This window comes from Marinobacter litoralis, from assembly GCF_003336705.1.
Lineage (GTDB): Bacteria > Pseudomonadota > Gammaproteobacteria > Pseudomonadales > Oleiphilaceae > Marinobacter > Marinobacter litoralis.
Genome location: NZ_QMDL01000002.1, coordinates 632743 through 656385, shown reverse-complemented (window position 1 = coordinate 656385; position 23643 = coordinate 632743). Strand labels below are relative to the sequence as shown.

Sequence of the window (23643 nt, the reverse complement as noted above, 5' to 3'; positions counted from 1 at the left end):
AAAGCCGCGCAGGCAGGGCGATCTTGCAATGGGCTGTTCTTATACGTTCAGAGGCGTATTATGGTTGGATTAAACCTGTCACTTAGTAATGAGTCACTGAGAGAAATCCATGAACAAAGAACCCGTATCCCGCGAATTGTTTGACGAAGTAATGGTGCCCAACTACGCCCCCGGAAATATCATTCCGGTGCGAGGTGAAGGCTCACGCGTTTGGGATCAGGAAGGGCGAGAGTTTTTGGATCTTCAGGGTGGCATTGCGGTGACCAGTCTGGGCCATGCGCACCCGGGGCTGCTGAGTGCGCTTCAGGAACAGTCCGAAAAAGTCTGGCACCTCTCCAATGTAATGACCAACGAGCCGGCACTGCGGTTGGCGAAAACCCTGTGTGACCATACCTTTGCAGAGCGAGTGTTCTTTGCGAACTCCGGTGCCGAAGCCAACGAAGCGGCTTTCAAGCTGGCCCGTCGTTATGCTTGGGACAACTTCGGCCCGGAAAAGCACGAAATCATTTCATTCAAAAACGCCTTCCACGGCCGCACCTTGTTTACCGTGAGCGTGGGTGGTCAGCAAAAGTATCTGGAAGGCTTCGAGCCCGCTCCGGGCGGCATTCACCATGCAGATTTCAACGATCTGGATTCGGTAAAAGCCCTCATCTCCAAAAAGAAAACCTGTGCGGTGGTGATCGAGCCCATTCAGGGCGAGAGTGGTGTGATGCCGGCCGATCCAGAGTTTCTGAAGGGCTTGCGTAAGCTGTGCGATGAAAACAACGCGCTGCTGATCTTCGATGAAGTACAAACAGGTGTTGGCCGTACCGGGCATTTGTACGCTTATGAAATGTACGGCGTGATTCCGGATATTCTGACCAGTGCCAAAGGCTTGGGTGGCGGATTCCCGGTTGCGGCTATGCTGACAACCGCGAAGGTAGGTGCCAGCTTGGCGGTGGGAACCCATGGCAGCACCTATGGCGGTAACGCATTGGCCTGTGCCGTGGCGCAGAAAGTAATTGATACGGTTAGCCAGCCAGAGATTCTGAAAGGCGTGAACGAGCGTTCTGAAAAATTGCGTCAGGGCATGATGGCGATTGGTGAGCGGTACGGCGTTTTCTCGGAAGTGCGTGGAGCTGGCTTATTGCTGGGTTGCGTGCTGACCGAACAGTGGCAAGGCCGTGCCAAAGAGTTTTTGACCGCCGGGCTGGAAGAGGGCGTGATGGTGCTGATGGCAGGGGCAAACGTTGTGCGTCTGGCTCCGTCGTTGATTATCCCCGAGACCGACATTGAAGAAGCGCTTCAGCGTTTCGAAGCTGCCGTGAAAAAGCTGGCGCAATAATAAGAAACCGGTGGCTTGACGCCAGGGCCGCCCACACTCTGAGATAACAGAGGGAGGGAGCAGTATGTTGATTATTCGGCCGTTGCAATCCACGGACCTCGAGGATCTATACGCGATGGCCCAGAGTGCCGGCAAGGGGCTAACCACCCTGCCGGCCGACCGGGAATTGCTTCAACGAAAAATCGACTGGGCAACAGACTCTTTCAGCAAACGATGTAAGCCGGAAGAGGCCCTGTATCTGTTTGCGCTCGAAGATACCGAAACCGGCCGGATGGTTGGCATCAGCGGTATCGAGGCTCGGGTAGGCCAGGATGAGGTGTTCTACAACTACCGGCTAAGCCTGACCGTTAATGCCTCCCGTGAGCTGGGTGTGCACGTGCGTACGCCCACGCTCCATCTTTCCAGCGACATGACCGATGCCACTGAAATCTGTTCGCTGTTGCTGGCAGATGGTTATAAGGGGGGCGGCAATGGCTTGTTGCTGTCCCGCAGCCGCTTTATGTTTCTGGATGATTTTCGCGAGTTCTTTTCGGACAAAGTGTTTGCTGAAATGCGCGGGGTGTCGGATAAGGATGGGCAAAGCCCTCTTTGGAACGCCTTGGGCAGCAAGTTTTTTGATATGGAATTTGTAGAAGCTGACCGGCTGTCGGGCTTGGGTAACAAGTCCTTCATTGCCGAACTTATGCCCCAGTACCCGATTTACCTGTCGTTGTTGCCGGATTCCGCCAGAGCGGTCATCAGCCAGGTGCACGATAACACCCGCCCGGCACTCAAAATGCTCGAGGCCGAAGGTTTCAACTTTAATGGACTGGTCGATATTTTTGACGGCGGCCCGGTGGTTGAAGCCTTTTTACACACCATTCGAACGGTGCGCGATTCCCTGAACCGGGATGTGGTGGTGGGGGATTCACCCATAGACCTCGATGTGCCGGCGGAACACCGGGTGATGGTGTCCAACCGTTCGTTCAGTAACTTCCGGCTGACCACTCTGCCAATGAGCTGTGTTGGGCAAGATACCGTAACCATTCCGCAGGCGATGGCTGAAGCTTTGGATCTACAAGACGGTGATACCGTTCGTTTGGCGCCCCTGAAAGACGGCGGCCTTTCGCCCATTCATCTGGAAGACTCGATAGGGGTTAACGATGGCAAAACACGCAGTTGAGGCTAACTTTGATGGGCTGGTGGGGCCAACCCACAACTACGCCGGGCTGTCTTGGGGCAATGTCGCGTCCAAATCGAATGTGAATGCGGTCTCCAACCCAAAGGAGGCGGCCCTGCAGGGTTTGGCGAAGATGAAAGCGCTGGCCGATCGGGGGTATATGCAAGGAGTATTGCCTCCCCACGAACGGCCCCATGTGCCGACTTTGCGCTCCCTGGGTTTCGAGGGCAGTGACGAGCAGATTCTTCAGGCTGCGGCAAAACAAAGCCCGGCTATTTTGGCTGCGGTGTCGTCGGCATCCACCATGTGGACGGCCAACGCGGCCACGGTTTCACCCAGTGCCGATACGGCAGATCGCCGGGTTCATTTCACGCCCGCAAACCTCAGCGCCAAATTCCATCGCTCGATTGAACACAAGGTTACTGGTCGGGCATTGAAGGCCATCTTCCGGGACGAGCAGTACTTCGCTCATCATTCCGCGTTGCCTTCCGTCAGTCACTTTGGCGACGAAGGCGCAGCCAACCATACCCGACTGTGCAGCCACTATGGAGAGCCGGGCGTGGAGTTGTTCGTTTACGGTCAGCAAGCGTTTAATCAACAAGCACCGGCCCCCGTAAAGTATCCGGCGCGTCAAACGCTGGAAGCTTCTCAGGCCGTGGCGCGGTTGCACGGTTTGGCTGAACGGAATCTTGTGTTCGCCCAGCAAAACCCCGCAGCGATTGATGCCGGGGTGTTTCATAACGACGTGATTGCGGTGGGTAATGGCAATTGTCTGTTCTATCACGAGCAGGCGTTTCTGGATGAGGCCCGGGTGCTGGCGGATATTCGTGAACGTCTGACGGGTACCGAGCTCGAAGCCATCAAAGTATCCGGCCAGCAGGTGCCGCTCGAAGATGCGGTGGCATCGTATTTGTTCAACAGTCAGTTGCTGAACAGTCCCGACGGCATGCTGTTGGTCGTGCCGGGAGAGTGTCGCGAGATTGCCTCGGTCAGCCAATATCTGGATCAACTGGTGTCGTCAGACGGTCCGATTACCTCCGTCGAAGTGATGGATGTGAAGCAGTCCATGCGCAACGGCGGAGGGCCTGCATGCCTGCGTTTGCGGGTGGTGCTCAATGACGAGGAGCGCCACGCAATCAACCAAGGTGTTGTTCTAACCGACGAGCTTTATCAGCGGCTGACGAGTTGGGTGGAAGCCCATTATCGTGACAGGCTTGTTCAAGATGATCTGGCGGATCCGAAATTGCTGAACGAAGTCCGGCAGGCGCTGGACGAGCTTACCGGCATTCTCCACCTCGGCCCCATCTACGATTTTCAGCGTTAGAGGCCGCTTACGGGGTTTCGATCGAGTGGGAGAGCATGTCCATGGTGTGCTGGATCAAGGCATCAGAGGGCATGCTTTCGCCTTCGCAGAGCATAATCACGCCGTGTAAGGCACCTCGTAAATACAGTGCGGTCTGAGTGGGGTCAATAATCCGGGCCTTGCTCATGGTGCCGTCTTCCAACCCTTTTTCCAGGGCGGCGACCATAAGTCCGATCAGTTCATCCCTTGAGCTGAACATTTCGCAGGCCTGTTTTTCGTCCACATCAGCAATCACCGTGGATGCTTTAGTCAGCGCCGCAAAGTACTCCGGTTCTTCCCGATAGAATTGGTAATAGGCCTCTCCCATAGCCCGAATCTGCGCAATCCCGGTGTCGTTGGGGCAATGGGAGGCTTTAAAGCGCTCGACCAGATTCTGCCCCGCCCGCTGCATGATCCCCATCTGAATAGCCGCTTTATCTTTGAAATACACGTACAGAAGTGCCCGGCTCAGGTTGGCAGTTCGGGCAATGTCGTCCATAGAAGTGCGGTCGTAGCCTTTGTCCGAGAAAACGGTTTCAGCCGCGTCCAGTATGGCGTCGTATCGTGCCTGTTTTTCCTTTTCCCGGCGTGATTTCAACGGCTCATTCATGGTTTGCGGTTTCCTCAGGGCTGGCTGTGCGGTGGATAAGTATCGATGAAAACCTATTATTGACAAATTGTCAAAGAATGACATTATGTCGTCAGAATAGGGCTGCTTGTAACTTATGGATTGGCATGCCCACCATCAACCATTCAGGGAAAGGGGCTGTCTGTTCATGTCTCCCATAAAACAATCACTCCCATTTACCGTTGTTACCTTCTTGCTCGTGATGCTGTCCTTGTCGGGGTGTCGTGGCGGGAGCAGTGAAGCGGCAGAAAAATCAGCCGTGGTATCGGTTCGTGTTGCTGATGTGACCGGGGGGCAAGTAGAGGAAATTCCGCTGCGTTTTTCCGGTATTGTTCGTGCGGCCCAGCGTGCAACATTGACGTTTCAGGTCAGCGGAACACTGAAAGAGCGTCCGGTCGAATTAGGGCAGATGGTAAAGCCGGGTGACACACTGGCCAAACTATACAACCCCGCGTTACAACCCGCACAGGACTCGGCGGCGGCCAAGCTTCAAGAATTGAGAACCCAGTTCGATCAGGCCCAGCGTGAATGGGAGCGGTCAGCGCGACTGCATAAGCGCGGAGTCGTATCCGAGCAGAATTTGGAACAAATCGCTGCACGTCGGGATTCGCTGCGAGCCAGTATGGCGACAGCCGAAGCGGCTTTGTCGGAAGCAACCCATTTGCTTGAAGAAAGTGTGTTGAAAGCTCCGTTTGCCGGACAGGTGGAAGCGTTGCTGGTGGAGCGTGATGAATTCGTGTCGGCCGGGCAACCGGTTATGCGCTTGTCGTCACCGCTGGGGCGCGAAGTTGAAATACGAGTCCCGGCACACCTGCTAAGCCATGTACGAGTGGGTATGGAATTGCCAGTGTGGCAGGTTCAGGATCGTAACCGCGCGCCCGAAACCGGTACCGTTATTGAAATTGCTCAAGGCAGTTCTATTCGGGGCGAGCTGCACCCGGTGCTGGTGAGCTTGCCGGCGAATTCGTTGTCATCCGGTGAGCCTGTTGAAGTGGGTGTTACGCCGGTTCGCGAATCAGCAGTTACTGTGCCGATGCTGGCGATTGTGCGCGATGCCACTGGCACCAGTGTGTATCGGGTTAGCGAGAATGTGGCGCACCGGGTGCCCGTTAAAGTCGATCGGGTGATTGGCGAGCGCGTGATGGTGCATCCCGGCGAGCTTCAGCCCGGTGATCAGGTGGTGTATGCCGGCATGACGCGTTTGGTGGATGGCGACACCGTGGAGGTTCGCTGATGACGCGCAGCCTACTCAACTACCAACGTTTGCTGGGCATGGTGGTTACCATGCTTTGCCTGTTGGGCATTGCGGCATACAGCACCATGCCCCGCCAGGAAGACCCTTCCTTCCCGTATCGTGCCGGTATGATTTCGGTGAGTTACCCGGGTGCCAGTGCCGAAGCGGTTGAGCGGCTCGTGCTGCGGCCGTTGACCGATGAGTTGCGCCAGGTCGAAGAAGTCGATTTCAGCCAGGGCACCGCGCGTACCGGTGTTGCCTTGGCGCGCATAAAACTGCTAGACCGCATCTACGATACCGATGCTGCGTGGGATCGTGTGCGCCAGGCAATGGAGCGTGCTAAGCAGGATTTCCCCGACGGCGTAGGGCAGATGAGCCTGGACGACCGGCTCATCGATATTCCTGCCGTAGTGCTGGCCGTGGGCGGTTCTCCCTCCATAACGGAGCTGTCGAAAGCTGCAGAGCGCCTCAAACAAAACCTTTCGGATATCCCGGGTGTCTCACGCATCGAACTTGAAGGTGATGTGGATGAGCAAATCACCTTGGCTTTGGACGATGCCGCCTTGTTCCGGTTGGGTGTTTCGCCCCAGCGGGTGCTGCAAACTCTGTCTCAACGAAACCAGACCACGCCCGGTGGTTTTGTTGTCGTTGATGGCAAACGACTGTCTGTTTTACCAAACTCCGAATTCAGCGACATCGAAGCCATACGCGCCACACCCATCGAACTGCCCGATGGCTCACAGGTCCCTTTGGCCGCGGCTGCAGAGGTATGGCGCGGGCCAGTTGAACCGCGCCAGCCGGAAACCTGGTTTGATGGCGAGCGTGTCGTGTTGGTATCCCTCATCATGGAGGAAGGCAACACCGATGCCATTCGCTTTGGTGAGCGAATCCGCAACAGGCTAAATGAGGTTCGTTCGGACTTCGAGCCCTACGAGCTAAGGGAAATGTTCTTCCAGCCCGACAAGGTTTCAGACCGACTGGATAATCTGGCGTGGAGTTTGGTGTTCTCGGTGCTGATTATCGTCGCCGTGGTGTTTACCGGCATGGGCATACGAATGGGGCTGTTGGTTGCCTCCATTCTGCCGATGGTGGCGATGATCAGTGTTGGGTTGTATGACCTCGGCGGCGGGGTGCTGCACCAGATTGCTGTCATCGGTATGGTGATTTCGCTCGGCATTCTCATCGACAACGCCATCGTGATTGTGGAAAGCATTCAGGGTTATCTGGATGCCGGCATGCGCCGGTTAGATGCCTTGAAGAAGGCCGTTGGCGAACTGGCCGGGCCGCTTGGCGCATCCACCGGCACCACGTTGGCAGCCTTCGCCCCATTGTTGATGGCGAAAGGTGGCGCTGCCGACTTCACGCGCGGTGTTCCGGTTATGATCATGCTGACCTTGTCCGTCAGTTATCTGCTGGCGATTTCAGCGGTTCCTCTATTGGCGACTCGTTTTCTAAAAGCCCGCAAGAACGTGAGCGAAGATCGACTGGTTGGTTTTGCGCGCCTTCTTGGCGGTTTGGTTTACCGGCATCCGAGCAAGCTCATCCTTTTGGGCGCTGTGCTCGTTACCATCAGCGTGGGTTTGACGCCGTTTATGGCCCAGCAATTCTTTCCGAACGCTGACCGGCCTCGGGTAATTGTTGAAATGTACATGCCTGAAGGCACCGATCAGGCTCGCACGGCGGAAGTGGCGGAAAACCTCGAACGTGCCATTCGCACGCAGCCAGAAGCGCTGGAAGTTCACCGTTTTGTCGGCTTCACCGGCCCAAGCTTCTACTATAACTTGCAGCGAGCGCCGCAGTCGCCGAACCGGGCGCGTTTGGTGGTACGAACGCCCACCTTGGCAGACACCACCGATCTGGTTCGAAAGATTCGGAAAGAGGTAGCCCAAAACCTGCCGGAACTGGATATCTCGGTGGGCATTCTGGGGCAGGGGCCACCACGCACTGCGCCGGTTGAAGTCCGTGTCTATCATGCGGATGACGACGCTCGAGTCTTGGCCATTGAACAGATCTATTCGATTCTTCGCGATGTGCAAGGCACTGTAGACGTTCGCCATGATCTGGATATCGGCGTGCCCAGCATCGCCATCAACGTTGACGATGCCACAGCGGCCCGTTATGGCCTGACCCGCGCTGACGTTGCACAAAGCCTCTACGGCCAGAGCTTTGGGGCCATGGCAGAACGCTATCGCCAGGAAGAAGACCCGATACCCATCGTGCTTCGCTCGCGCGAAGGCACCTTGTTGTCGCTGTCCCGCTTGTTGTCGGTGAACATCTACAACAACCGCGGCGACGCCATACCGCTTTCTGCGGTGGCGACGGTTGAAACCACGTGGGAGCCGGCCGCTCGATACCTGCGCAACGGGGTACGCGTGAATGCGGTAACCGCCAATCTGGAGAAGGGTTACAGCTTTAGCCAGGCACTCGACGGACTGAACGCAGCGCTGGAAGACAATCCGCTACCACCCGGAACGCGGCTGGAAATGGGCGGCGATGCCGAAGGCTCAAACGACGCCAACAGCGCGCTGTTGACGGCGGCCCCGATCGGCATGCTGTTGTTGCTGTTCTTCCTGCTGCTGCAGTTCAACTCGTTCCGCCGTGTAGGCATCATCCTGCTGACCGTGCCCTTGGCGACAGTGGGCATCTTCCCCGGGCTGGTGTTGTCGGGATCGCCTTTCGGCTTCCAGTCACTGTTAGGGGTAATTGCGCTGGTAGGTATTGTGGTTAACAACGCCATCGTGCTGCTGGACGTAATGGATCGGGAACTGGAAAAGGGCAGGGCGATTAGAGATGCGGTGCGAACCGCCGTAGAGCGCCGAACCCGGCCAATCCTGCTGACCACCGCCACCACCGTAGCGGGTCTGCTGCCGCTGGCTCTGTCCAGCTCCACCCTGTGGCCGCCCATGGCTTGGGCGATCATCTCAGGTTTGTTGGCCTCGACCGTGCTTACCTTGCTGGTGATCCCGGCGGTATGCACCAAGCTGATCAAGTTACCGGTGGCTGAACCCGAAAACGCCCCGGCATAAAAATATCCGGCCGGGTAACGAATCAGCAGCCCGGCCGGAAATTTACTTCACGCTTTAACCATCAAACCAACACGCTGCCCCACCGGCACCTCCCGATTAGGGAACACAATCGCCTCCGGCTCAGCGCCCACCTTGTAACAGCTAACGCCATCTTCCCAAATCACCGTGCCGGGAGGGTACAGCGTAAAATTGGCGACATCGTCCGGCACATGAAACTGAAAATCCGGCCCGGTATTTAACACCTCGTGCACCACTTCAAAGATCGTTAGTGGCTCCAGCGTAGCCCCGGCTGCAGGGGCAGGCTCACCACAAAACCGCCGCCGCAATGCCTGTTCAATACCGCTATAACGCTGCAAATCATTCTGACCAAACGGCCGAACCTTCCCCAGTTCAACCGTAAAGCTCTCAGCATTCAGCTGACTGGAAGAAAACGAAGAGAACACCGTGGATTCTTTATGCTGCAGCAACAGCGCACCCACCTCCGCCTCCAACAAAAACGCGCACTGCTCCGGCGGAGCCGCACGCCCCGCCACAAACGGATACAGCGCAAAGCGCTCCTGCTTCGACGGCCGAATCGCCGTATGCAAATCGTAGTGGCTCAACGCCAAACCGGAGTGCTCCGCCGCAAATTCCCGGCAGACCTCCTCAATAAACCGGGCCCGTTCAGCTTCTGGCAGACCCACATACTCCGCCTTCCCATGGGCTCCGTTAAACAGCCGATTCATGTTCACATCCAAAAACCGCGTCCCGGCGGCCATGGCTGGCGGATTACCGAAAATCAGTAGCAATGGGCAAGCCAGCGGCCACTTGCCCGCGAGCAACTCCAACACCAGCCCGTTCAGCACCTCAATCGGCGCCGTCTCATTGCCATGAACCCCGGCAGAAACGATCAGTGCCTCGCGGTTCGGATTCTCTCGGTCGGCAGGCGGCGTTAGCCAAAGTACGCCAGTGGCGATTCGAACAACGTGGGTGCCGTCGGCAAGTTGTGTCGTGGTTTCAGGAAGAACAGAAGAAGCGTGAGAAAGGGTGTGCGAAAGCCAGTCGGGAGATGTGCCGAAAAGGTGTGTGAATGTGTTCATGAAGCCCTCTCCCGTACAGTTTTTGTGATTACCGGAGCGGGCCAAGCTTAAGGCCCGGAAACAGGTTCGGGGCTGGGTGTCGGGGTGGTCTTGCCGAGAATGTCGAAGGCCAAGGATGGCCTGAGAGAAGCGCACATGGATGTGCTCGTAGCGGTTCTCGGCAAGACCACCCTGACACCTAGCCTTGCACCAATACTCAAAGAATCAGGAATTGGCCGGCCGCTGATGCCGCAACAAATGATTTTCCAGTTTACGAAACACGAAAACCAGAATGAACGTCAAGGCCAAATAAATCAGCGCCACAAAAATAAACGCATCAAACGGCGCATAGAACCGCGAGTAAATATTCCGCGCCGCCCCGGTAAGATCCACAATCGTCACGATACTCGCAATGGCACTCGCATGAAGCATAAAAATAACCTCATTCGAATACGCCTGCACCGCGCGCCGCGCCGCACTCGGAAGAATAATCCGACGCATCCGCAAAAACCAATTCATACCGTAAGCCTTCGCCGCCTCAATCTCACCATTCGGCGTAGACATAATGGCACCGCGAATAATCTCAGTCGTATAGGCTGCCGTATTCAACGTAAACGCCAGCAGAGCAGGGTAGAGCGGCTCCTTGAAAATCTCCCACCAGAAGGTTTCCTGAATCCCCGGAATCTGCGCCACACCGTAGTAAATGATATACAGCTGAATCAGCAACGGCGTACCGCGAAACAAATAGGTGTACAGCCAGATGGGACCAGAGACAAACGGATTTCTCACCGTCCGAAGAATCGCCAAAGGCACCGCCACAACCAGCCCAATAACCAACGACAAAAACACCAGGTGCACGGTAGTAACCAGCCCGTCCCAGTATTCCATCAAAGTCATGGCCGTAAAAATTTCGTTGGAATTCAGCCAATCGGCAATAAAATCAGGCATCACTTAATTCCCCTGAACCACGCCGACGTTAGCTCGCTTATCGAGCCACCGGATGAATAACTCAGTCGCTGCCGTCAGCGCCAGATAAACCGCTGCAACAGGAATAAAGAAATGGAACGGCATGCGCTCGGCTTTTGCCGCTTCCTCGGCCACACGCACCATATCCGTAAGGCCGATGATGGAAACCAACGCCGTAGTTTTAAGTAGTACCTGCCAATTGTTCCCGATGCCCGGCAAGGCATGACGCATCATCTGCGGGATCATCACTCTTCGAAACGTATGCCAGCGGGTAAAACCATAAGCTTTAGCTGCTTCAATCTGCCCCACATTCACCGCCAAAAACGCGCCGCGAAAGGTTTCCGTCATGTAAGCGCCGAAAATCAGACCGATGGTCACAACGCCCGAAATGAAAGGATCAAACTGAAAAAAGAAATCGATTTCGCGGGTTTCCCACAAATAATCTGAAAGCGCATTAACCGCTACCTGACCGCCATAATAAAACAGCAGCATCATCACCAAATCGGGCACGCCGCGAATCAGCGTAGTGTAAGCGGTGGCAATGCCAGTCAGCACACGGTTGCCAGAAAGTTTGGCCGAAGCGCCAAGCAGGCCAAGAGTGACCGCCAGTGCCAACGACAAAAATGCCAGCTCAATGGTAACCACAGCACCTTCTGCGAGGGCGGGGCCATAGCCTTTCAGGTCAAGCATGAGAAAGTCCGGAATGCTGGGAGCAGCCAGTTGGCTGCTCCCGGAGTGGTTTAAATCTTGATGTCGTAGTTGAAGTACTTGGCCATGATGGTGTCGTACGTGCCGTTCTCTTTCAGAGTCTTGAGAGCGGCATTGATCTCTTTGGCCAGTTTGGCGTCACGCTTACGCATGGCAACACCAACACCTTCGCCCAGCTTCACTGGTTCGCCCACTTCTTTGAAACCTTCGCGGTTCAGAATGGTTTGCTCGCCAACCGGGTAGTCTACAAAAGCAACATCAATACGCTGGCCTTCAAGGTCCAGAACCATATCTTCAGCGGTGGTGTAACGCTTGATGGTTACGGCGCTGTGCATGTTCTCGGTTACGTAGGTGTCCATGGTGGTGCCGCGCTGAACGCCAACGGTCTTGCCCTTCATGGCTTCCAGATCGGTAACATCGGTATTGAACGACTCAGGACCAAACCAGCCGCCTGGAGTGATGTAGTAAGGGTCGGAGAACAGAACGCGCTTGGCCCGCTCTTCAGTGATCGACATGGAAGACATGATCAGATCAAACTTACGGGCGAGCAGGCCAGGAATCATGCCGTCCCACGCCTGAATAACGAACTCGCAATTGGCTTCCAGTTCTTCGCACATGGCGCTGGCGAGTTCTACTTCAAAACCGGTCAGTTCGCCGTTATCGTCTTTGTATTCAAACGGCTCGTAAGGTACGTCAAACGCAATCCGCAGATCCTGAGCCTGTGCGCCGCTTGCGAACATGGCCATGGCGCAACTTGCTGCAATCAATAATTTCTTCATGTGTCACTTCTCCAATCATTTGCCATTCAGGCTTTATTTTTTATAGAAGTTTTCTATTTTAGTCCCGGTTTCAAGATAGCACCGGTGCTCAGAACTTGGGAGCAAGAAATTGTTGCATCCGCTCGGATTCCGGGTGATCAAACACCTTTTCCGGCGTACCTTGCTCCTCAATCACGCCCTGATGCAAAAACAGGACCTGACTCGACACATCCCTTGCAAACGCCATTTCGTGAGTGACCACGATCATGGTGCGGCCTTCCTCGGCCAGGCTCTGCATGACTTTCAATACCTCACCGACCAACTCGGGGTCCAGGGCCGAAGTGGGCTCGTCAAACAGCATGACCTCTGGCTCCATCGCCAAAGCACGGGCGATGGCAGCTCGCTGCTGCTGCCCGCCAGACATCTGAGCCGGGTAGTAATCTTTGCGCTCGTAAATGCCGACTTTGTTCAAATAGGCCTCGGCCCGTTCGATCGCTTCTTTTCTGGGTACTTTCAACACATGCACGGGCGCTTCGATGATGTTTTCCAACACCGTCATGTGTGACCACAAGTTGAAGCCTTGGAAAACCATCGACAGACGCGCACGAATCAGTTCCACCTGACGATTGTTGGCGGGTATCCGCTCGCCTTTCCGGTTGTGTTTGAACTGGACGGGATCGCCGTGAACGATGATGTCGCCCGACGTAGGGGTTTCCAGCAGGTTGATGCAGCGCAGGAAGGTGCTCTTGCCAGAACCGGAGCTGCCAATCAGAGACACGACATCGCCTTTACGGGTCTCTAGGGAAATGCCCTTGAGAACTTCGAGGTCGTTAAAGGTTTTGTGAATGTCCCTACAAATCAGAGGCGCTGCATCCGCCATGGGGTGACTCCTGGGGGCTGTCGTTCAAAGGCGCATGTTTTACGGACTGTCGCCGCGGAAATCAACACCATTTTGTTGGATTTTGGTGAAAGTGCGGGTAATAACGTGTCGTACATTTTGGCGGATTCGTTCATCAATGCAAGTGTTTTGACTTGGGGTAGCGAGTGTATCCCGGTCTTGGGCTTTGGTCGGCTTGTGCAGGAACAGGTTTCGGCTACTGTTTAGGCTGGCGCGAATAACAAATAAAGAGCAGATGATGGCCAAATCAAAAGCAAACAAAGCGCAGTTAGCGGAATTGTTCCGTTCTTTTATCGACCCGGAATTCGTCATTACCGACGACGAAACCCTAAAGCCGTACGAATGCGATGGCTTGGCGATGTACCGGGAGCTTCCTTTAATAGTGGTGTTACCTGAAACCGTCGAACAGGTTCAGCGGGTGATGCGCATTTGCCATGAGCATGAGGTGCCGGTTGTTGCTCGTGGTGCGGGAACCGGGTTGAGTGCAGGAGCGATGCCACATAAAGAAGGGGTGGTTTTGTCGCTGGCGAAGTTTAACCGGGTACTGGAGATTGATCCGCTCAGCCGCACGGCGCGCCTGCAGCCCGGTGTTCGTAACTTGGCAATCAGTGAGCAGGCTGCGCCTTATGGCCTTTATTACGGGCCAGACCCGTCCTCGCAGATTGCGTGCACCATTGGCGGCAACGTGGCAGAGAACGCCGGTGGTGTGCATTGTCTTAAATACGGACTGACGGTGAACAACCTGCTCAGTGCCGAAGTGATTACCGCGGAAGGCGAGCGAGTGACGCTGGGTAGTGATGGGCTGGATGGTTGCGGCATGGATTTGCTGGCTTTGCTTACTGGCTCCGAAGGTTTGTTGGGAGTGGTCACGGAGGTAAAGGTAAAGCTGTTGCCCATTCCCGAAGTGGCCCGAGTCATCATGGCCGGCTTCGACAGTATAGAAAAAGCCGGTGATGCCGTAGGCGGTGTGATCAACCACGGCATTATCCCGGGCGGCCTGGAAATGATGGATAGCCCGGCTATTATCGCCGCTGACGATTTCTGCGGCGCCGGCTATCCACGAGACGCCAAAGCGCTGTTGCTGTGCGAAGTCGATGGCACTGAAGAAGAGGTCAGCGAGCATATTGCCGAGGCCGAGGCGCTTTTCCGCGAGTTAGGCGCCACATCTATACGCACTTCCAAAAACGAACAAGAACGGGCCTTGTTATGGAAAGGCCGCAAATCCGCGTTTCCGGCCGTGGGCCGGATATCTCCGGACTATTACTGCATGGACGGCACCATCCCGCGGCGATATCTGGCCAAGGTACTGTTGGAAATGGAAAAGATGTCGGAAGAGTACGGCCTGCGGGTGGCCAACGTATTCCATGCCGGTGACGGCAACCTGCACCCGTTGATTCTGTTTGATGCCAATGTGCCGGGTGAGTTCGAGAAAACCGAAGCCTTCGGCCGCAAGATTCTGGAACTGTGTGTGGCTGTGGGAGGCTGCATTACCGGCGAGCACGGTGTGGGTGTGGAAAAAATCCGGCAGATGGCGGTGCAGTTCGATGATCAGGAGTTGCAGCAATTCCACGATGTAAAAGCGGCCTTTGATCCTTTAGGGATACTTAACCCCGGCAAGGGTGTGCCCACCCTGAAGTTTTGTCAGGAATACCGGTCCCTTGAACACAACCAGCACAGGCATGAACAGCCGGGAGCGCATCATGGCTGATCAGATCAACCTTCTGCAGGAGCAGTTGCAACACGCTCGCAGCAATAGTCGAAAACTGAATGTTGTCGGTGGCGGTACTAAAGCGTTCATGGGGCGCGCCGTCAACGCCGAGACTGACACGCTAAGCATGGCGGGGCACACCGGCATCGTGGAATATCACCCCGTGGAGCTGGTGTTGACGGTGCGGGCAGGCACCACTCTCAAAGAGATTGAAGCGGTGTTGGCAGAACAAGGGCAGTGCCTGCACTTTGAGCCGCCGCATTTCGGTGAGGCGTCTTCCATCGGCGGCACCTTGGCGTGTAATTTGTCCGGGCCTGCCAGGCCTTGGGCAGGTTCCGTGCGGGACCAAATACTTGGTGTTCGCTTGCTGAATGGCAAAGGGGAGCATCTGCGTTTCGGCGGTCAGGTGATGAAAAATGTGGCGGGCTACGATGTCTCGCGCCTGCAAGCAGGGGCTATGGGTACGTTAGGCGTTATCACCGAAATCAGTTTGAAAGTGATGCCCAAACCCGCAGCGACCGTCACATTGGTGCGGGACATGCCGATGGATGAGGCGGTGAACTACATGAATCGCCGGGCCGGCGAACCTAAACCGATGACCGGCGCCTGTTGGGTGGACGGAAAGGTATACCTGCGGTTGGCCGGGGCTCGGTCCGCGGTAGAGGCAACTGCTCATAAGTGGCAAGGGGAAGTGATGGAGCAGAGTGATCACTTTTGGCAGCAGATACAGGACCTGAAACACAACTTTTTCACCGATACAGAAGCACCACTGTGGCGATTCTCTGTGGGTTCGTCGGCCACCGTGCCGGTTCTGAACGGTCAATGGATGGTGGATTGGGCGGGTTCGCAACGCTGGTATCGTGGGGAAGCAGGGCTGAGTGACCTAGAGCCTATCGCCCAAACGGCAGGCGGTCAGGTGAGCTTGTTTCGCGGTGGGGACCGCACCGGTGAGGTGATGCACAGTCCGCCGGAGGCTCTGAAAACTATTCAGCGTCGCGTGAAACAGTCTTTTGATCCCGACGGGTTGTTTAACCCCGGTCGCCTCTACAGCTGGTTGTAATTATGCAAACAAATCTGGTTCAACATTTCGCCAACACGTCCGAAGGGCAGGAAGCTGAAGACATTCTTCGGGCCTGTGTGCATTGTGGTTTTTGCACAGCGACCTGCCCAACGTATCAGGAACTGAATGACGAGCGAGACGGCCCGCGAGGCCGGATTTATCTAATGAAGATGTTTCTGGAAGGGGCCGAAGTTACCGAAAAAACCCGCGAGCATCTGGACCGCTGCCTCACCTGCCGAAGCTGCGAGACCACCTGCCCCTCAGGTGTACAGTACGGCCGGTTAGTGGATATCAGTCGCGGGTTCCTCGAAAAGGAGTTGCCCCGCCCGCGTCAGCAGAGGTGGCTGCGCTGGGCGTTGACGCGGGTGTTGCCCGACCGACGTTTGTTTGGGGCATTGTTACGGGTGGGGCAGGTCGTAAGGCCGGCGGTGCCAGGTAAATTTCGGGCCAAGATCCCTCCGCGCCGCAAGCCCAACCCTTGGCCGGTTTCCAACCATTCGCGCTGGGTACTGGCTTTGGCTGGCTGTGCACAACCCGCAGCGGCACCCAACACCAATGCCGCTGCCGCTCGGGTGTTGGATAAGTTGGGCGTGTCGCTGGTGGAAGCGTCCGAAGCGGGCTGTTGTGGTGCGGTGAATTATCATCTGTCTGAGCACGAGCGTGGATTAGAGCAAATGCGCCGTAATATCGATGCTTGGTGGCCGGCGATTGAGGCCGGGGCCGAGGCAATCGTCATGACAGCCTCTGGCTGCGGCGCCATGGTTCAGGATTATGGCCATTTGCTCAGAGAGGACCCGGTTTATGCCAGTAAAGCCCGGCGAGTGAGTGAACTGTGCGTGGACCTTGGAGCGTTTCTGTTAAACGAGAATCTGGAGCCTTTGAAGGTTCCTGCAGGGCAGGGAAAAGTGGCTTTCCATTGCCCCTGTACTTTGCAGCACGCGATGAAACAGAGCGGAGTGGTTGAACAAGTCCTGAGTAAGGCAGGTATTGAGTTGGCGGCCACCCAAGATCCACACTTGTGCTGTGGTTCAGCGGGCACTTACTCGATTACCCAGCCACAAATGAGCCAGAAGCTGCTAGATAACAAGCTTAAGGCGCTAACGGTGGATAACCCTGAGCGCATCGTAACGGCTAATATTGGCTGCCAGTTACACCTCGAAACCAAAGCTCAAATACCGGTGAACCATTGGATTGAGTTGCTGGATCGATAACTTGGTGCCGGAGTTCCGCAGCGTTTTGCGGTATGGTTTCAGGGTTGGCTCGGCAGGGGAAAACCGGTCGGGTATTCGATAACGACATTTCACAGGATGTGAAGCCATGCGAAGGATTGCACTAATGGTGCTGTGCATGCTGGTGACGGTGCCCGCACACGCTGAAATATACCGCTGGACCGATGCCCGTGGATCGATCCATTTCTCTGATACACCACCGAACCTTGAAGGCCATGCCGCGATCACTGTGCGGGAGCCCGTCACCGTTCCGTTAAGCGTGAATATTCGCCAATCCGAAAAGGTTCGTCAGAGCCGGCAATCGGTTGAGCGTCTGTTGCACTCAAAGTCGAAAAAACGATATGCCAAGGCAGCGAAAGACGAGCAGATGAAAGCTTCCCAATGCGCCAAATACCGTGCCCAACTGGACCGGATACAGATGCAGTTGAGGGCTGGATACAGTAATGACCGGGGCAACAATCTAAGGCAAAAGCGCAGAAAGGTCAGCCAGTTATACGGCAACCATTGCGTGCTGGACTAAGCTGCCCCTCGGTTAGCGCGCATTGAGATTTATCGCCGGTTGCCGTTAGCTATCTACCTAACAAAAGGAGATAGATCTTGTCCCATTTTCAGCTCGCCTTACTGCTTGGCATGACCGTCGCCCTGGGGCCTTTGGCTCTGGATGCGTATTTGCCGGCGTTTCCAAGCATTGCCCGAGATTTTGCGGTTCCCCATGCCAGCGTGGGGCTGACATTAAGCGCCTACGTCGCCACCATGGGGTTGGCACAGCTGGTGGGCGGCCCGTTGTCAGACCGCTACGGTCGTCGGCATATATTGCTGTTCGGCTTGGCGGTGTTCGCAGTGGCTTCGGTGATGGTGGCGCAAACGGATGGCCTGAGCGAGATGGTATTCTGGCGCGTGGTGCAGGGCTTTGGCGGTGCTTTCTGTGCCGTGTCTGTGCCGGCGATTGTGCGGGATCAGGTCGGCGGGCAAGATGCCGCCCGATTGTTCGGTTTGATCGGTTTGATCATGTTTATTGCGCCTGCCGCGGCACCGGGGCTTGGCGCAGCCATGTTGGCGCTTGGACATTGGAACTGGATCTTCCTCGTGCTGGCGGCGTACAGCATCTTTCTGGCGGTGGTGTTGAAGCTGGCTTTGTTCCCGCGCCTTAAGCCACGGCCGAGAACGTTCACGCCAGTGAAAACGTTGGTAACCAATTACATGCTGGTGCTGCGCCACAAAACCACTATGCGTTTCGTCGGCATCCAGGTGCTTTGCTTCAGCTCCATGATGCTCTTCATAACTCACTCGTCTTTTATTTATCAGGAATGGTTTGGTGTATCGAATAGCTCTTTTGCCATGTTGTTCGCGGCCAACATTGTGCTGATGGCGGTGATGAATTTAGCGAACCGGCCGCTGCTTCGCCGATTCACCTCCGTGGTGCTGCTCAGAGCTCAGGTGCTATTGCAGTGCGCAGCGTTGTTGTTGCTGGTGACGGTGGTGTTATTCGACGGCCCGTTCTGGGCAGTGGCCGCCTGCTTTATCGCTGCCATCGGCTGCCAGGGCGGTATCGTGCCCAATAACATGGCCAACGCTTTGGAATTCTTCCCGCACCTGGGAGGCACAGCTTCCGCTATGCTGGGAGCATCACAGTTCACCATTGCGGGTATCGTCAGCGCGGTCTCTTCTTCGGTCAGTGGTGAGGCTCTGTTGCCCATCGTCGCGAGTATGTTGGCGTGCTCGATTGGTGCTGTAGTGTTAGCTTGGGGAGGCCCCAAGGCAGTGGCAAGGGAGCTGGCCGTTTCATCCAGCTGAGTAAGTGCGCTCGACAGGAGGGTTCTATGGCTCAGGATAAAGGTAAATTGTTGGTGTTTTACGATGGCGCTTGCCCGACCTGCATTCGGGATCGCCGCTGGTATGAAAAGCTGGCCGGCCATGGCGGCGACTCCGTAGGGTGGCTGGACATCACCGGCCGTGACGAAGAATTGAAGGCTCAAGGTGTAGACCCGGATAAAGCCTTGAGAGAGTTGCACGTGAAAGACAGTGCGGGAAAGATCCATCAAGAGATGGACGCCTACATCCTGCTGATGTCCCGGGTGCCGGTGTTGAAACCGCTCGCTTGGATGATTGGGCTGCCTGTGATCCGGCCCTGCTTGGCCGCGCTTTATCATCGCTGGGTTGCTCGCCGGCTTGCTGAGCGCTCCGGAAACTAGTGTTTCGGGGTGGTCCGGAGATTCATATTCTTTCCCGTTTGCTGGTGTAGAAAATTATCCAAGCTGTATGATGCGGGGTTTATTTACCTAATTGACGGGAGTCCCCATGGCAAAGTTGAACGCATTGCAGATCGATACCGGTCCCGAGCCCCAGCACACTATTATCTGGCTGCATGGCCTTGGCGCCAGTGGTCACGATTTCGAGCCGGTAGTGCCGGAATTCGCTTTCTCCCGTGAAACCCCTGTGCGTTTTATCTTTCCTCATGCCCCCGAACTGCCGGTGACCATTAACGGTGGCATGGTGATGCCCGCCTGGTACGACATTCTTGCCATGGACGTTGACCGCAAAGTAGATGCGGAGCAGCTTCGTGCGTCTGCGGGTATGGTGGCAGAGTTGATCAAGGCCGAGCGTGAACGGGGTGTGGCCAGTGAGAACATCATTCTTGGGGGGTTCTCTCAGGGTGGTGCGGTGGCCTACGAATTGGCCTTGAGCTACCCGGAGCGTTTGGGTGGTTTGTTTGCTTTATCCACCTACTTTGCCACGGCCGATTCCATAGAATTGAGCGATGCCAACCGCAACTTACCGATTTTTATCGGCCATGGCCGGTTTGATCAGATCGTAATGGAGCGTTTGGGGCAAGCGGCTCATAAAACGTTGCAAGATCTGGAATTTGAGCCCGAGTACCAAAGCTATGGCATGGAGCACAGTTTGTGCCTGGAAGAAGTCAGAGATCTGGACCGATTCCTGAAAACACTTTTGGCGTAAGCAGGCGTCTATACTTCAGAAAAAATTCTAAAAAAGGGTTTTGTATGAGTACTGATGCGAATCCGGCTGAATCGCCAACGGAAGAAACCGTACCTGCAACTGCCACCTCGCAAGATGAAACCGCCCGGAAAAATCCCGCCAAAGCTGTTGCCACTGTTGTTGTGCTGGTGTTGATCGCCCTGGTGTTTATTTATGCCCTCAGTGACCGACTGGCTCCGTCTTCGTCACGTGGGGTGGTGTCCGCTCATGTGGTTCAGATAGCACCTCGGGTAGCCGGTGAAGTTGTCTCGGTAGACGTGACTGACAACGCTGTCGTGGAAGCTGGAGATCCATTGTTCTCGATTGATCGTAGGCCGTTCGAACTTGCGCTCAAGCAAGCGGAAGCGAATCTTGCCTCCGCTGCACAAGGGATAGATGCCTCAGTGGCATCGTTGGTCGCCGCACAGGCTGCAGTCACCCAAGCCCGCACCCAATTGGATATGGCGCGTACCGACGCAGAGCGCACCTTGAAGCTAGAAGCCCGCGGGATTGTTCCAACAGCTCAGGGCGATGCCGCCAGAACCAAAGTGGCTGATGCTGAAGCTCAGTTGAGTGCGGCTCGGGCCAATCTTGAAAGTGCCCGGGTGCAGCTCGGGCCAAAAGGGGCCGAGAATCCGACCATCCTCGCGGCGCAAGCCCAACTGGAACGAGCTCAGTATGATCTGGCATCAACAACTGTGCGCGCGCCCCACAGAGGTGTAGTGACCAACGTGACTCTGTCTGAGGGCCACTTCGTGAATGCTGGCAACCCAGCGATGACCTTCATCGATGCCCGAGGCGCCTGGATCACCGTAGACCTGCGGGAAAACCAGTTGCAACTGCTGGAGCCCGGCGACCCGGTGCGATTGGTCTTCGACGCGGTGCCCGGAGAAATCTTCGATGGTCGGGTACAGAGCATTGCCTGGGGTATCGATATCGGTCGTCAGGAGAAGGGCGGTTTGGTTGCTGACCAGTCGTCCAATCGCTGGTTTGAGCCCGCCCGGCATATCCCGGTGCGGGTTGAGCTGGAAGGCGGTGTGGAAAACTGGCCGAACAAGGTTCGTGTAGGCGGTAAGGTCCATGCGGTTATCCTGACCGGCGGAGAGAACAATCCGATTGCCTTGTTGGTTCGCGGTCTGCAAAAAATCCGATCTTGGGTCAGCTACCTGCACTAGGAGCGCGCCATGTACGTAACTCCGGCACCGCGGGTTAGCGAAGACCCGCTCTATGCCGTCCGTCTGGGCGCAACCGGTTTGTTGTCCTGCGCGGCTATTCCCATTCTGGACCCGGCCTTGCCAGCGATTATCGCTGCTTTGCCGGTTGGCTTGGTTGCATCCCAACGTAAAGCGATGAATCTCGGTAAAGCCATCGGTGGACCCATAGCCATGATCGTCATGGTGTGGTTGATGACATCTCTGATTGAGCTGTTGCGGCCTATGCCTTTGGTGTTTGTGCTGGTGATGTGGTGGGTTTATTTCATCGGCTTTCGGATGATCCTGCAGACCGGCGCGCAGGCGGGTATGTTGATCGTCGTGGTGGCGGTGTTGGTGTCGGTCATGGGGATGAATGGCAATGCCACGGTGGAAGTTCTGAGAGACGGTTTTACCCAGGCCTCGTTAGTCGCCTTGGTGGTCGGCCCCCTGGTGTACGCGTTGTTTCCACCAAACACCAAAGAGCAACATGTTGATGAGCCGACACCTGCTGAGGGCGGGGTAGTGACCGGTGCTATCGTTCGGGCGACGGTGTTGCTGGTGCTGAGTTTCTGGCTATACACCGTGATGCAGCCGTCCGACATGATGATGGCGGTGATTGCCGCCATGGTTCTGGTGTTTCCGACCCGGCACGCCGTGTTCTACGAAGCCAGTCAGCGTATTCGGGCGACGGCCTATGGCGGAGCTTTGGCCTTGGTGATTCTTGTGCTGTTCTCCTACCTGCAGTATCTGACGGTCGTGCTAGGCCTGATCTTTCTTGGCGGGCTGTTTTTAGGTACCCGCATGTTGGATGGCAAACATCCAAGCATGGTGTACCAGTATGCATTCTCGGTATCGCTGGCATTGATTGCCGGGGCTCTGTCTACCCAAGACGCCGGCTACGCGACCTTTACCCGATTGGTACTCACGGTTGGCGGAGCCTTGTCCGCTGCATTTCTGGTGGCTTTGCTGGACGCATTGACCAACTGGCAGAAGGAGCCTGATAACCCGGCTCCGATTGATAACAGCAAACCTGTGGCGGAGGCTAAGTGACCGAGCAAGTGAAATCCAAACCGGTACCGTCGCTGATTGGCGGCGCAAGTATCATCGCCAGTGTGTGCGTTGGGGCGGGTATGCTGGGGCTGCCCAGCTCTGGTGCCGGTGCCTGGACGGTCTGGTCCAGTTTGGCCTTGGTGCTCACCATGGTGGTTATGACCTTATCCGGCTGGATGCTGCTGGAAGCGTTCAAGCATTTTGATTTGCGGGCATCGTTCAACACGGTCACCAAATCCTTGTTGGGCGCGCGGGTGAACGTTTTCAGTAACCTGACGGTGTATTTCGTGGGCGGGATTTTGCTGTACGCCTATATCACCTCGTCGGGATTGATCATTCAAAGCATGACAGGGGTGGATAGCAAGCTGGCATCGGTGGCCTTCGTGCTGCTTTTTTCTTTGGTGGTGTGGCATTCGACTCGTGCGGTGGACCGGCTGTCGGTTGTGCTGGTGACGTTTATGTTGCTCAGTTTTGTGCTGGGTGTGTTCGGCTTGGCAGCACGAATTGATCTCGGCATTCTATTCGACGCGGCGAATGTGAATGGCCAATACGCGCCTTACGCCATGGCCATGCTGCCTGTGGCGCTCACTTCGTTTGGTTACCACCATTCGGTTGCCTCTTTGCGAGCCTATTACGGCGAAGAGCGCAAAGCCCAGAAGGCGATTGTTGGCGGCACGGCAGTGGCTTTGACGTTTTATCTGGTGTGGTTGTTAAGCATCTTCGGTAACTTGCCGCGAGCGAGCTTTGGGCCTGTGGTGGCGCAGGGCGGCGATGTAGATGTGTTGTTGGCGGCGCTCGGGTTCGCCATCGATTCTGAGCGGGTTGCCAATACCATCAGTGCTTTCTCGACGGCCGCGATTTTGTCATCGTTCGTGGGCGTTGGCCTGGGTACGTTCGACTTTATGGCAGATCTGCTAGGCTTTAAAAATGATCGTAAAGGGCGCACCAAAACCTGGGCGATCACCTTTGTGCCGCCGCTGCTGCTCTCTTTGCTCGCGCCATTCGGCTTTGTATTAGCCATAGGCTATGCCGGTGCTGCAGCTGCGGTATGGGCATGCATTGTTCCGGCATTGTTGGCTCGAAAATCCAGGATGATGGAGGGTGGTTATACCGGCTTTATGGCGCCGGGAGGCAAGGCGGCGGTTATTCTGGTGCTGGTCTTCGGGGTGTTGACCATTGTGTTTCACTTCATGGGGCTGGCGGGATGGTTGCCGGAGGCGGAGTTGGGGATGGCGTAATTTAGAAGAGATAAAAAGCTTCGCTCCTCGTAACTAATCTGTCAGCAAACTTTACATTTTGCATAAGTGAGCCAGTGAGCTGTTTTTT

General features: G+C 55.9%; 21 protein-coding genes. 15 read left to right on the top strand and 6 right to left on the bottom strand.

Annotation, left to right across the window (positions count from 1 at the left end):
- Positions 1-109: 109 nt before the first annotated feature.
- From DOQ08_RS08610 to astB, 3 genes are all read left to right on the top strand, one after another.
- A complete protein-coding gene (locus DOQ08_RS08610) occupies positions 110-1324 on the top strand; it encodes an aspartate aminotransferase family protein (RefSeq protein ID WP_114334494.1) in 1215 nt (404 codons plus the stop codon).
- A 64-nt stretch (positions 1325-1388) separates the two neighbouring features.
- Complete coding sequence (gene astA, locus DOQ08_RS08605; RefSeq protein ID WP_114334493.1) at positions 1389-2486, top strand: arginine N-succinyltransferase; 1098 nt, start codon at positions 1389-1391, stop codon at positions 2484-2486.
- Positions 2467-3807 carry an N-succinylarginine dihydrolase gene (gene astB, locus DOQ08_RS08600; RefSeq protein ID WP_114334492.1) on the top strand — a complete coding sequence of 447 codons (1341 nt, stop codon included), beginning with the start codon at positions 2467-2469 and terminating at the stop codon, positions 3805-3807. Before astA ends, astB begins: the two co-directional genes overlap by 20 nt.
- A gap of 7 nt (positions 3808-3814) precedes the next feature.
- Here astB and DOQ08_RS08595 read toward each other — a convergent pair whose 3' ends face one another.
- Positions 3815-4435 carry a TetR/AcrR family transcriptional regulator gene (locus tag DOQ08_RS08595; RefSeq protein ID WP_114334491.1) on the bottom strand — a complete coding sequence of 207 codons (621 nt, stop codon included), beginning with the start codon at positions 4433-4435 and terminating at the stop codon, positions 3815-3817.
- Between the two features lie 166 nt (positions 4436-4601).
- Here DOQ08_RS08595 and DOQ08_RS08590 point away from each other — a divergent pair, with 166 nt between their 5' ends.
- Together DOQ08_RS08590 and DOQ08_RS08585 are read left to right on the top strand one after the other, a co-directional pair.
- On the top strand, positions 4602-5687 hold the full coding sequence (locus DOQ08_RS08590; protein WP_114334490.1) for an efflux RND transporter periplasmic adaptor subunit: 1086 nt from the start codon (positions 4602-4604) through the stop codon (positions 5685-5687).
- Entirely contained in the window at positions 5687-8713 is a 3027-nt protein-coding gene (locus DOQ08_RS08585; protein ID WP_114334489.1) for an efflux RND transporter permease subunit, read from the top strand. Before DOQ08_RS08590 ends, DOQ08_RS08585 begins: the two co-directional genes overlap by 1 nt.
- A gap of 47 nt (positions 8714-8760) precedes the next feature.
- On the opposite strand, the gene DOQ08_RS08580 is transcribed toward DOQ08_RS08585, so the two are convergent.
- From DOQ08_RS08580 to DOQ08_RS08560, 5 genes are all read right to left on the bottom strand, one after another.
- The gene (locus tag DOQ08_RS08580; protein ID WP_114334488.1) at positions 8761-9792 is read right to left on the bottom strand and encodes a succinylglutamate desuccinylase; all 1032 of its coding nucleotides are present in this window, start codon (positions 9790-9792) and stop codon (positions 8761-8763) included.
- Between the two features lie 204 nt (positions 9793-9996).
- Positions 9997-10719 carry an ABC transporter permease gene (locus DOQ08_RS08575; protein ID WP_114334487.1) on the bottom strand — a complete coding sequence of 241 codons (723 nt, stop codon included), beginning with the start codon at positions 10717-10719 and terminating at the stop codon, positions 9997-9999.
- Positions 10720-10722: 3 nt separating this feature from the next.
- Complete coding sequence (locus DOQ08_RS08570) at positions 10723-11427, bottom strand: ABC transporter permease (RefSeq protein ID WP_114334486.1); 705 nt, start codon at positions 11425-11427, stop codon at positions 10723-10725.
- A 50-nt stretch (positions 11428-11477) separates the two neighbouring features.
- Positions 11478-12224: a transporter substrate-binding domain-containing protein gene (locus DOQ08_RS08565; protein ID WP_114334485.1), complete on the bottom strand. Its 747-nt coding sequence runs from the start codon at positions 12222-12224 to the stop codon at positions 11478-11480.
- Positions 12225-12312: 88 nt separating this feature from the next.
- Complete coding sequence (locus DOQ08_RS08560) at positions 12313-13083, bottom strand: ABC transporter ATP-binding protein (protein WP_114334484.1); 771 nt, start codon at positions 13081-13083, stop codon at positions 12313-12315.
- 253 nt (positions 13084-13336) lie between these two features.
- Between DOQ08_RS08560 and DOQ08_RS08550 the strand changes: the two genes are divergently transcribed.
- The 10 genes from DOQ08_RS08550 to DOQ08_RS08505 all read left to right on the top strand — a co-directional run bounded on the left by DOQ08_RS08550 (position 13337) and on the right by DOQ08_RS08505 (position 23555).
- A complete protein-coding gene (locus DOQ08_RS08550; protein WP_114334482.1) occupies positions 13337-14809 on the top strand; it encodes an FAD-linked oxidase C-terminal domain-containing protein in 1473 nt (490 codons plus the stop codon).
- The gene (glcE, locus tag DOQ08_RS08545) at positions 14802-15869 is read left to right on the top strand and encodes a glycolate oxidase subunit GlcE (protein WP_114334734.1); all 1068 of its coding nucleotides are present in this window, start codon (positions 14802-14804) and stop codon (positions 15867-15869) included. Before DOQ08_RS08550 ends, glcE begins: the two co-directional genes overlap by 8 nt.
- 2 nt (positions 15870-15871) lie before the next feature.
- A complete protein-coding gene (gene glcF / locus DOQ08_RS08540) occupies positions 15872-17080 on the top strand; it encodes a glycolate oxidase subunit GlcF (protein WP_114334481.1) in 1209 nt (402 codons plus the stop codon).
- A gap of 106 nt (positions 17081-17186) precedes the next feature.
- The gene (locus DOQ08_RS08535; protein WP_114334480.1) at positions 17187-17618 is read left to right on the top strand and encodes a DUF4124 domain-containing protein; all 432 of its coding nucleotides are present in this window, start codon (positions 17187-17189) and stop codon (positions 17616-17618) included.
- A gap of 77 nt (positions 17619-17695) precedes the next feature.
- Positions 17696-18892, top strand: coding sequence for a multidrug effflux MFS transporter (locus DOQ08_RS08530; RefSeq protein WP_114334479.1), 1197 nt, complete (start codon positions 17696-17698; stop codon positions 18890-18892).
- A gap of 26 nt (positions 18893-18918) precedes the next feature.
- On the top strand, positions 18919-19290 hold the full coding sequence (locus DOQ08_RS08525; RefSeq protein ID WP_114334478.1) for a thiol-disulfide oxidoreductase DCC family protein: 372 nt from the start codon (positions 18919-18921) through the stop codon (positions 19288-19290).
- A 106-nt stretch (positions 19291-19396) separates the two neighbouring features.
- Positions 19397-20056 carry an alpha/beta hydrolase gene (locus tag DOQ08_RS08520; protein WP_114334477.1) on the top strand — a complete coding sequence of 220 codons (660 nt, stop codon included), beginning with the start codon at positions 19397-19399 and terminating at the stop codon, positions 20054-20056.
- A 44-nt stretch (positions 20057-20100) separates the two neighbouring features.
- Positions 20101-21249 carry an HlyD family secretion protein gene (locus DOQ08_RS08515; protein WP_114334476.1) on the top strand — a complete coding sequence of 383 codons (1149 nt, stop codon included), beginning with the start codon at positions 20101-20103 and terminating at the stop codon, positions 21247-21249.
- 9 nt (positions 21250-21258) lie between these two features.
- Positions 21259-22317, top strand: coding sequence for an FUSC family protein (locus tag DOQ08_RS08510; RefSeq protein ID WP_114334475.1), 1059 nt, complete (start codon positions 21259-21261; stop codon positions 22315-22317).
- Positions 22314-23555, top strand: a complete 1242-nt coding sequence (locus DOQ08_RS08505; RefSeq protein WP_206074816.1) for an aromatic amino acid transporter — start codon at positions 22314-22316, stop codon at positions 23553-23555. Before DOQ08_RS08510 ends, DOQ08_RS08505 begins: the two co-directional genes overlap by 4 nt.
- The last annotated feature ends 88 nt before the right edge of the window (positions 23556-23643 follow it).

Excerpts from the sequence above, each read along its gene's own strand:
- DOQ08_RS08520 (WP_114334477.1), top strand. The coding sequence starts at position 19,397 with ATGGCAAAGTTGAACGCATTGCAGATCGATACCGGTCCCGAGCCCCAG.
- glcE (WP_114334734.1), top strand. The coding sequence starts at position 14,802 with ATGGCTGATCAGATCAACCTTCTGCAGGAGCAGTTGCAACACGCTCGC.
- astA (WP_114334493.1), top strand. The coding sequence starts at position 1,389 with ATGTTGATTATTCGGCCGTTGCAATCCACGGACCTCGAGGATCTATAC.
- DOQ08_RS08580 (WP_114334488.1), bottom strand. The coding sequence starts at position 9,792 with ATGAACACATTCACACACCTTTTCGGCACATCTCCCGACTGGCTTTCG.
- DOQ08_RS08510 (WP_114334475.1), top strand. The coding sequence starts at position 21,259 with ATGTACGTAACTCCGGCACCGCGGGTTAGCGAAGACCCGCTCTATGCC.
- DOQ08_RS08595 (WP_114334491.1), bottom strand. The coding sequence starts at position 4,435 with ATGAATGAGCCGTTGAAATCACGCCGGGAAAAGGAAAAACAGGCACGA.
- DOQ08_RS08570 (WP_114334486.1), bottom strand. The coding sequence starts at position 11,427 with ATGCTTGACCTGAAAGGCTATGGCCCCGCCCTCGCAGAAGGTGCTGTG.
- DOQ08_RS08525 (WP_114334478.1), top strand. The coding sequence starts at position 18,919 with ATGGCTCAGGATAAAGGTAAATTGTTGGTGTTTTACGATGGCGCTTGC.
- DOQ08_RS08575 (WP_114334487.1), bottom strand. The coding sequence starts at position 10,719 with ATGCCTGATTTTATTGCCGATTGGCTGAATTCCAACGAAATTTTTACG.
- astB (WP_114334492.1), top strand. The coding sequence starts at position 2,467 with ATGGCAAAACACGCAGTTGAGGCTAACTTTGATGGGCTGGTGGGGCCA.
- DOQ08_RS08550 (WP_114334482.1), top strand. The coding sequence starts at position 13,337 with ATGATGGCCAAATCAAAAGCAAACAAAGCGCAGTTAGCGGAATTGTTC.
- DOQ08_RS08535 (WP_114334480.1), top strand. The coding sequence starts at position 17,187 with ATGCGAAGGATTGCACTAATGGTGCTGTGCATGCTGGTGACGGTGCCC.
- DOQ08_RS08610 (WP_114334494.1), top strand. The coding sequence starts at position 110 with ATGAACAAAGAACCCGTATCCCGCGAATTGTTTGACGAAGTAATGGTG.
- DOQ08_RS08590 (WP_114334490.1), top strand. The coding sequence starts at position 4,602 with ATGTCTCCCATAAAACAATCACTCCCATTTACCGTTGTTACCTTCTTG.
- DOQ08_RS08515 (WP_114334476.1), top strand. The coding sequence starts at position 20,101 with ATGAGTACTGATGCGAATCCGGCTGAATCGCCAACGGAAGAAACCGTA.
- glcF (WP_114334481.1), top strand. The coding sequence starts at position 15,872 with ATGCAAACAAATCTGGTTCAACATTTCGCCAACACGTCCGAAGGGCAG.
- DOQ08_RS08585 (WP_114334489.1), top strand. The coding sequence starts at position 5,687 with ATGACGCGCAGCCTACTCAACTACCAACGTTTGCTGGGCATGGTGGTT.
- DOQ08_RS08565 (WP_114334485.1), bottom strand. The coding sequence starts at position 12,224 with ATGAAGAAATTATTGATTGCAGCAAGTTGCGCCATGGCCATGTTCGCA.
- DOQ08_RS08560 (WP_114334484.1), bottom strand. The coding sequence starts at position 13,083 with ATGGCGGATGCAGCGCCTCTGATTTGTAGGGACATTCACAAAACCTTT.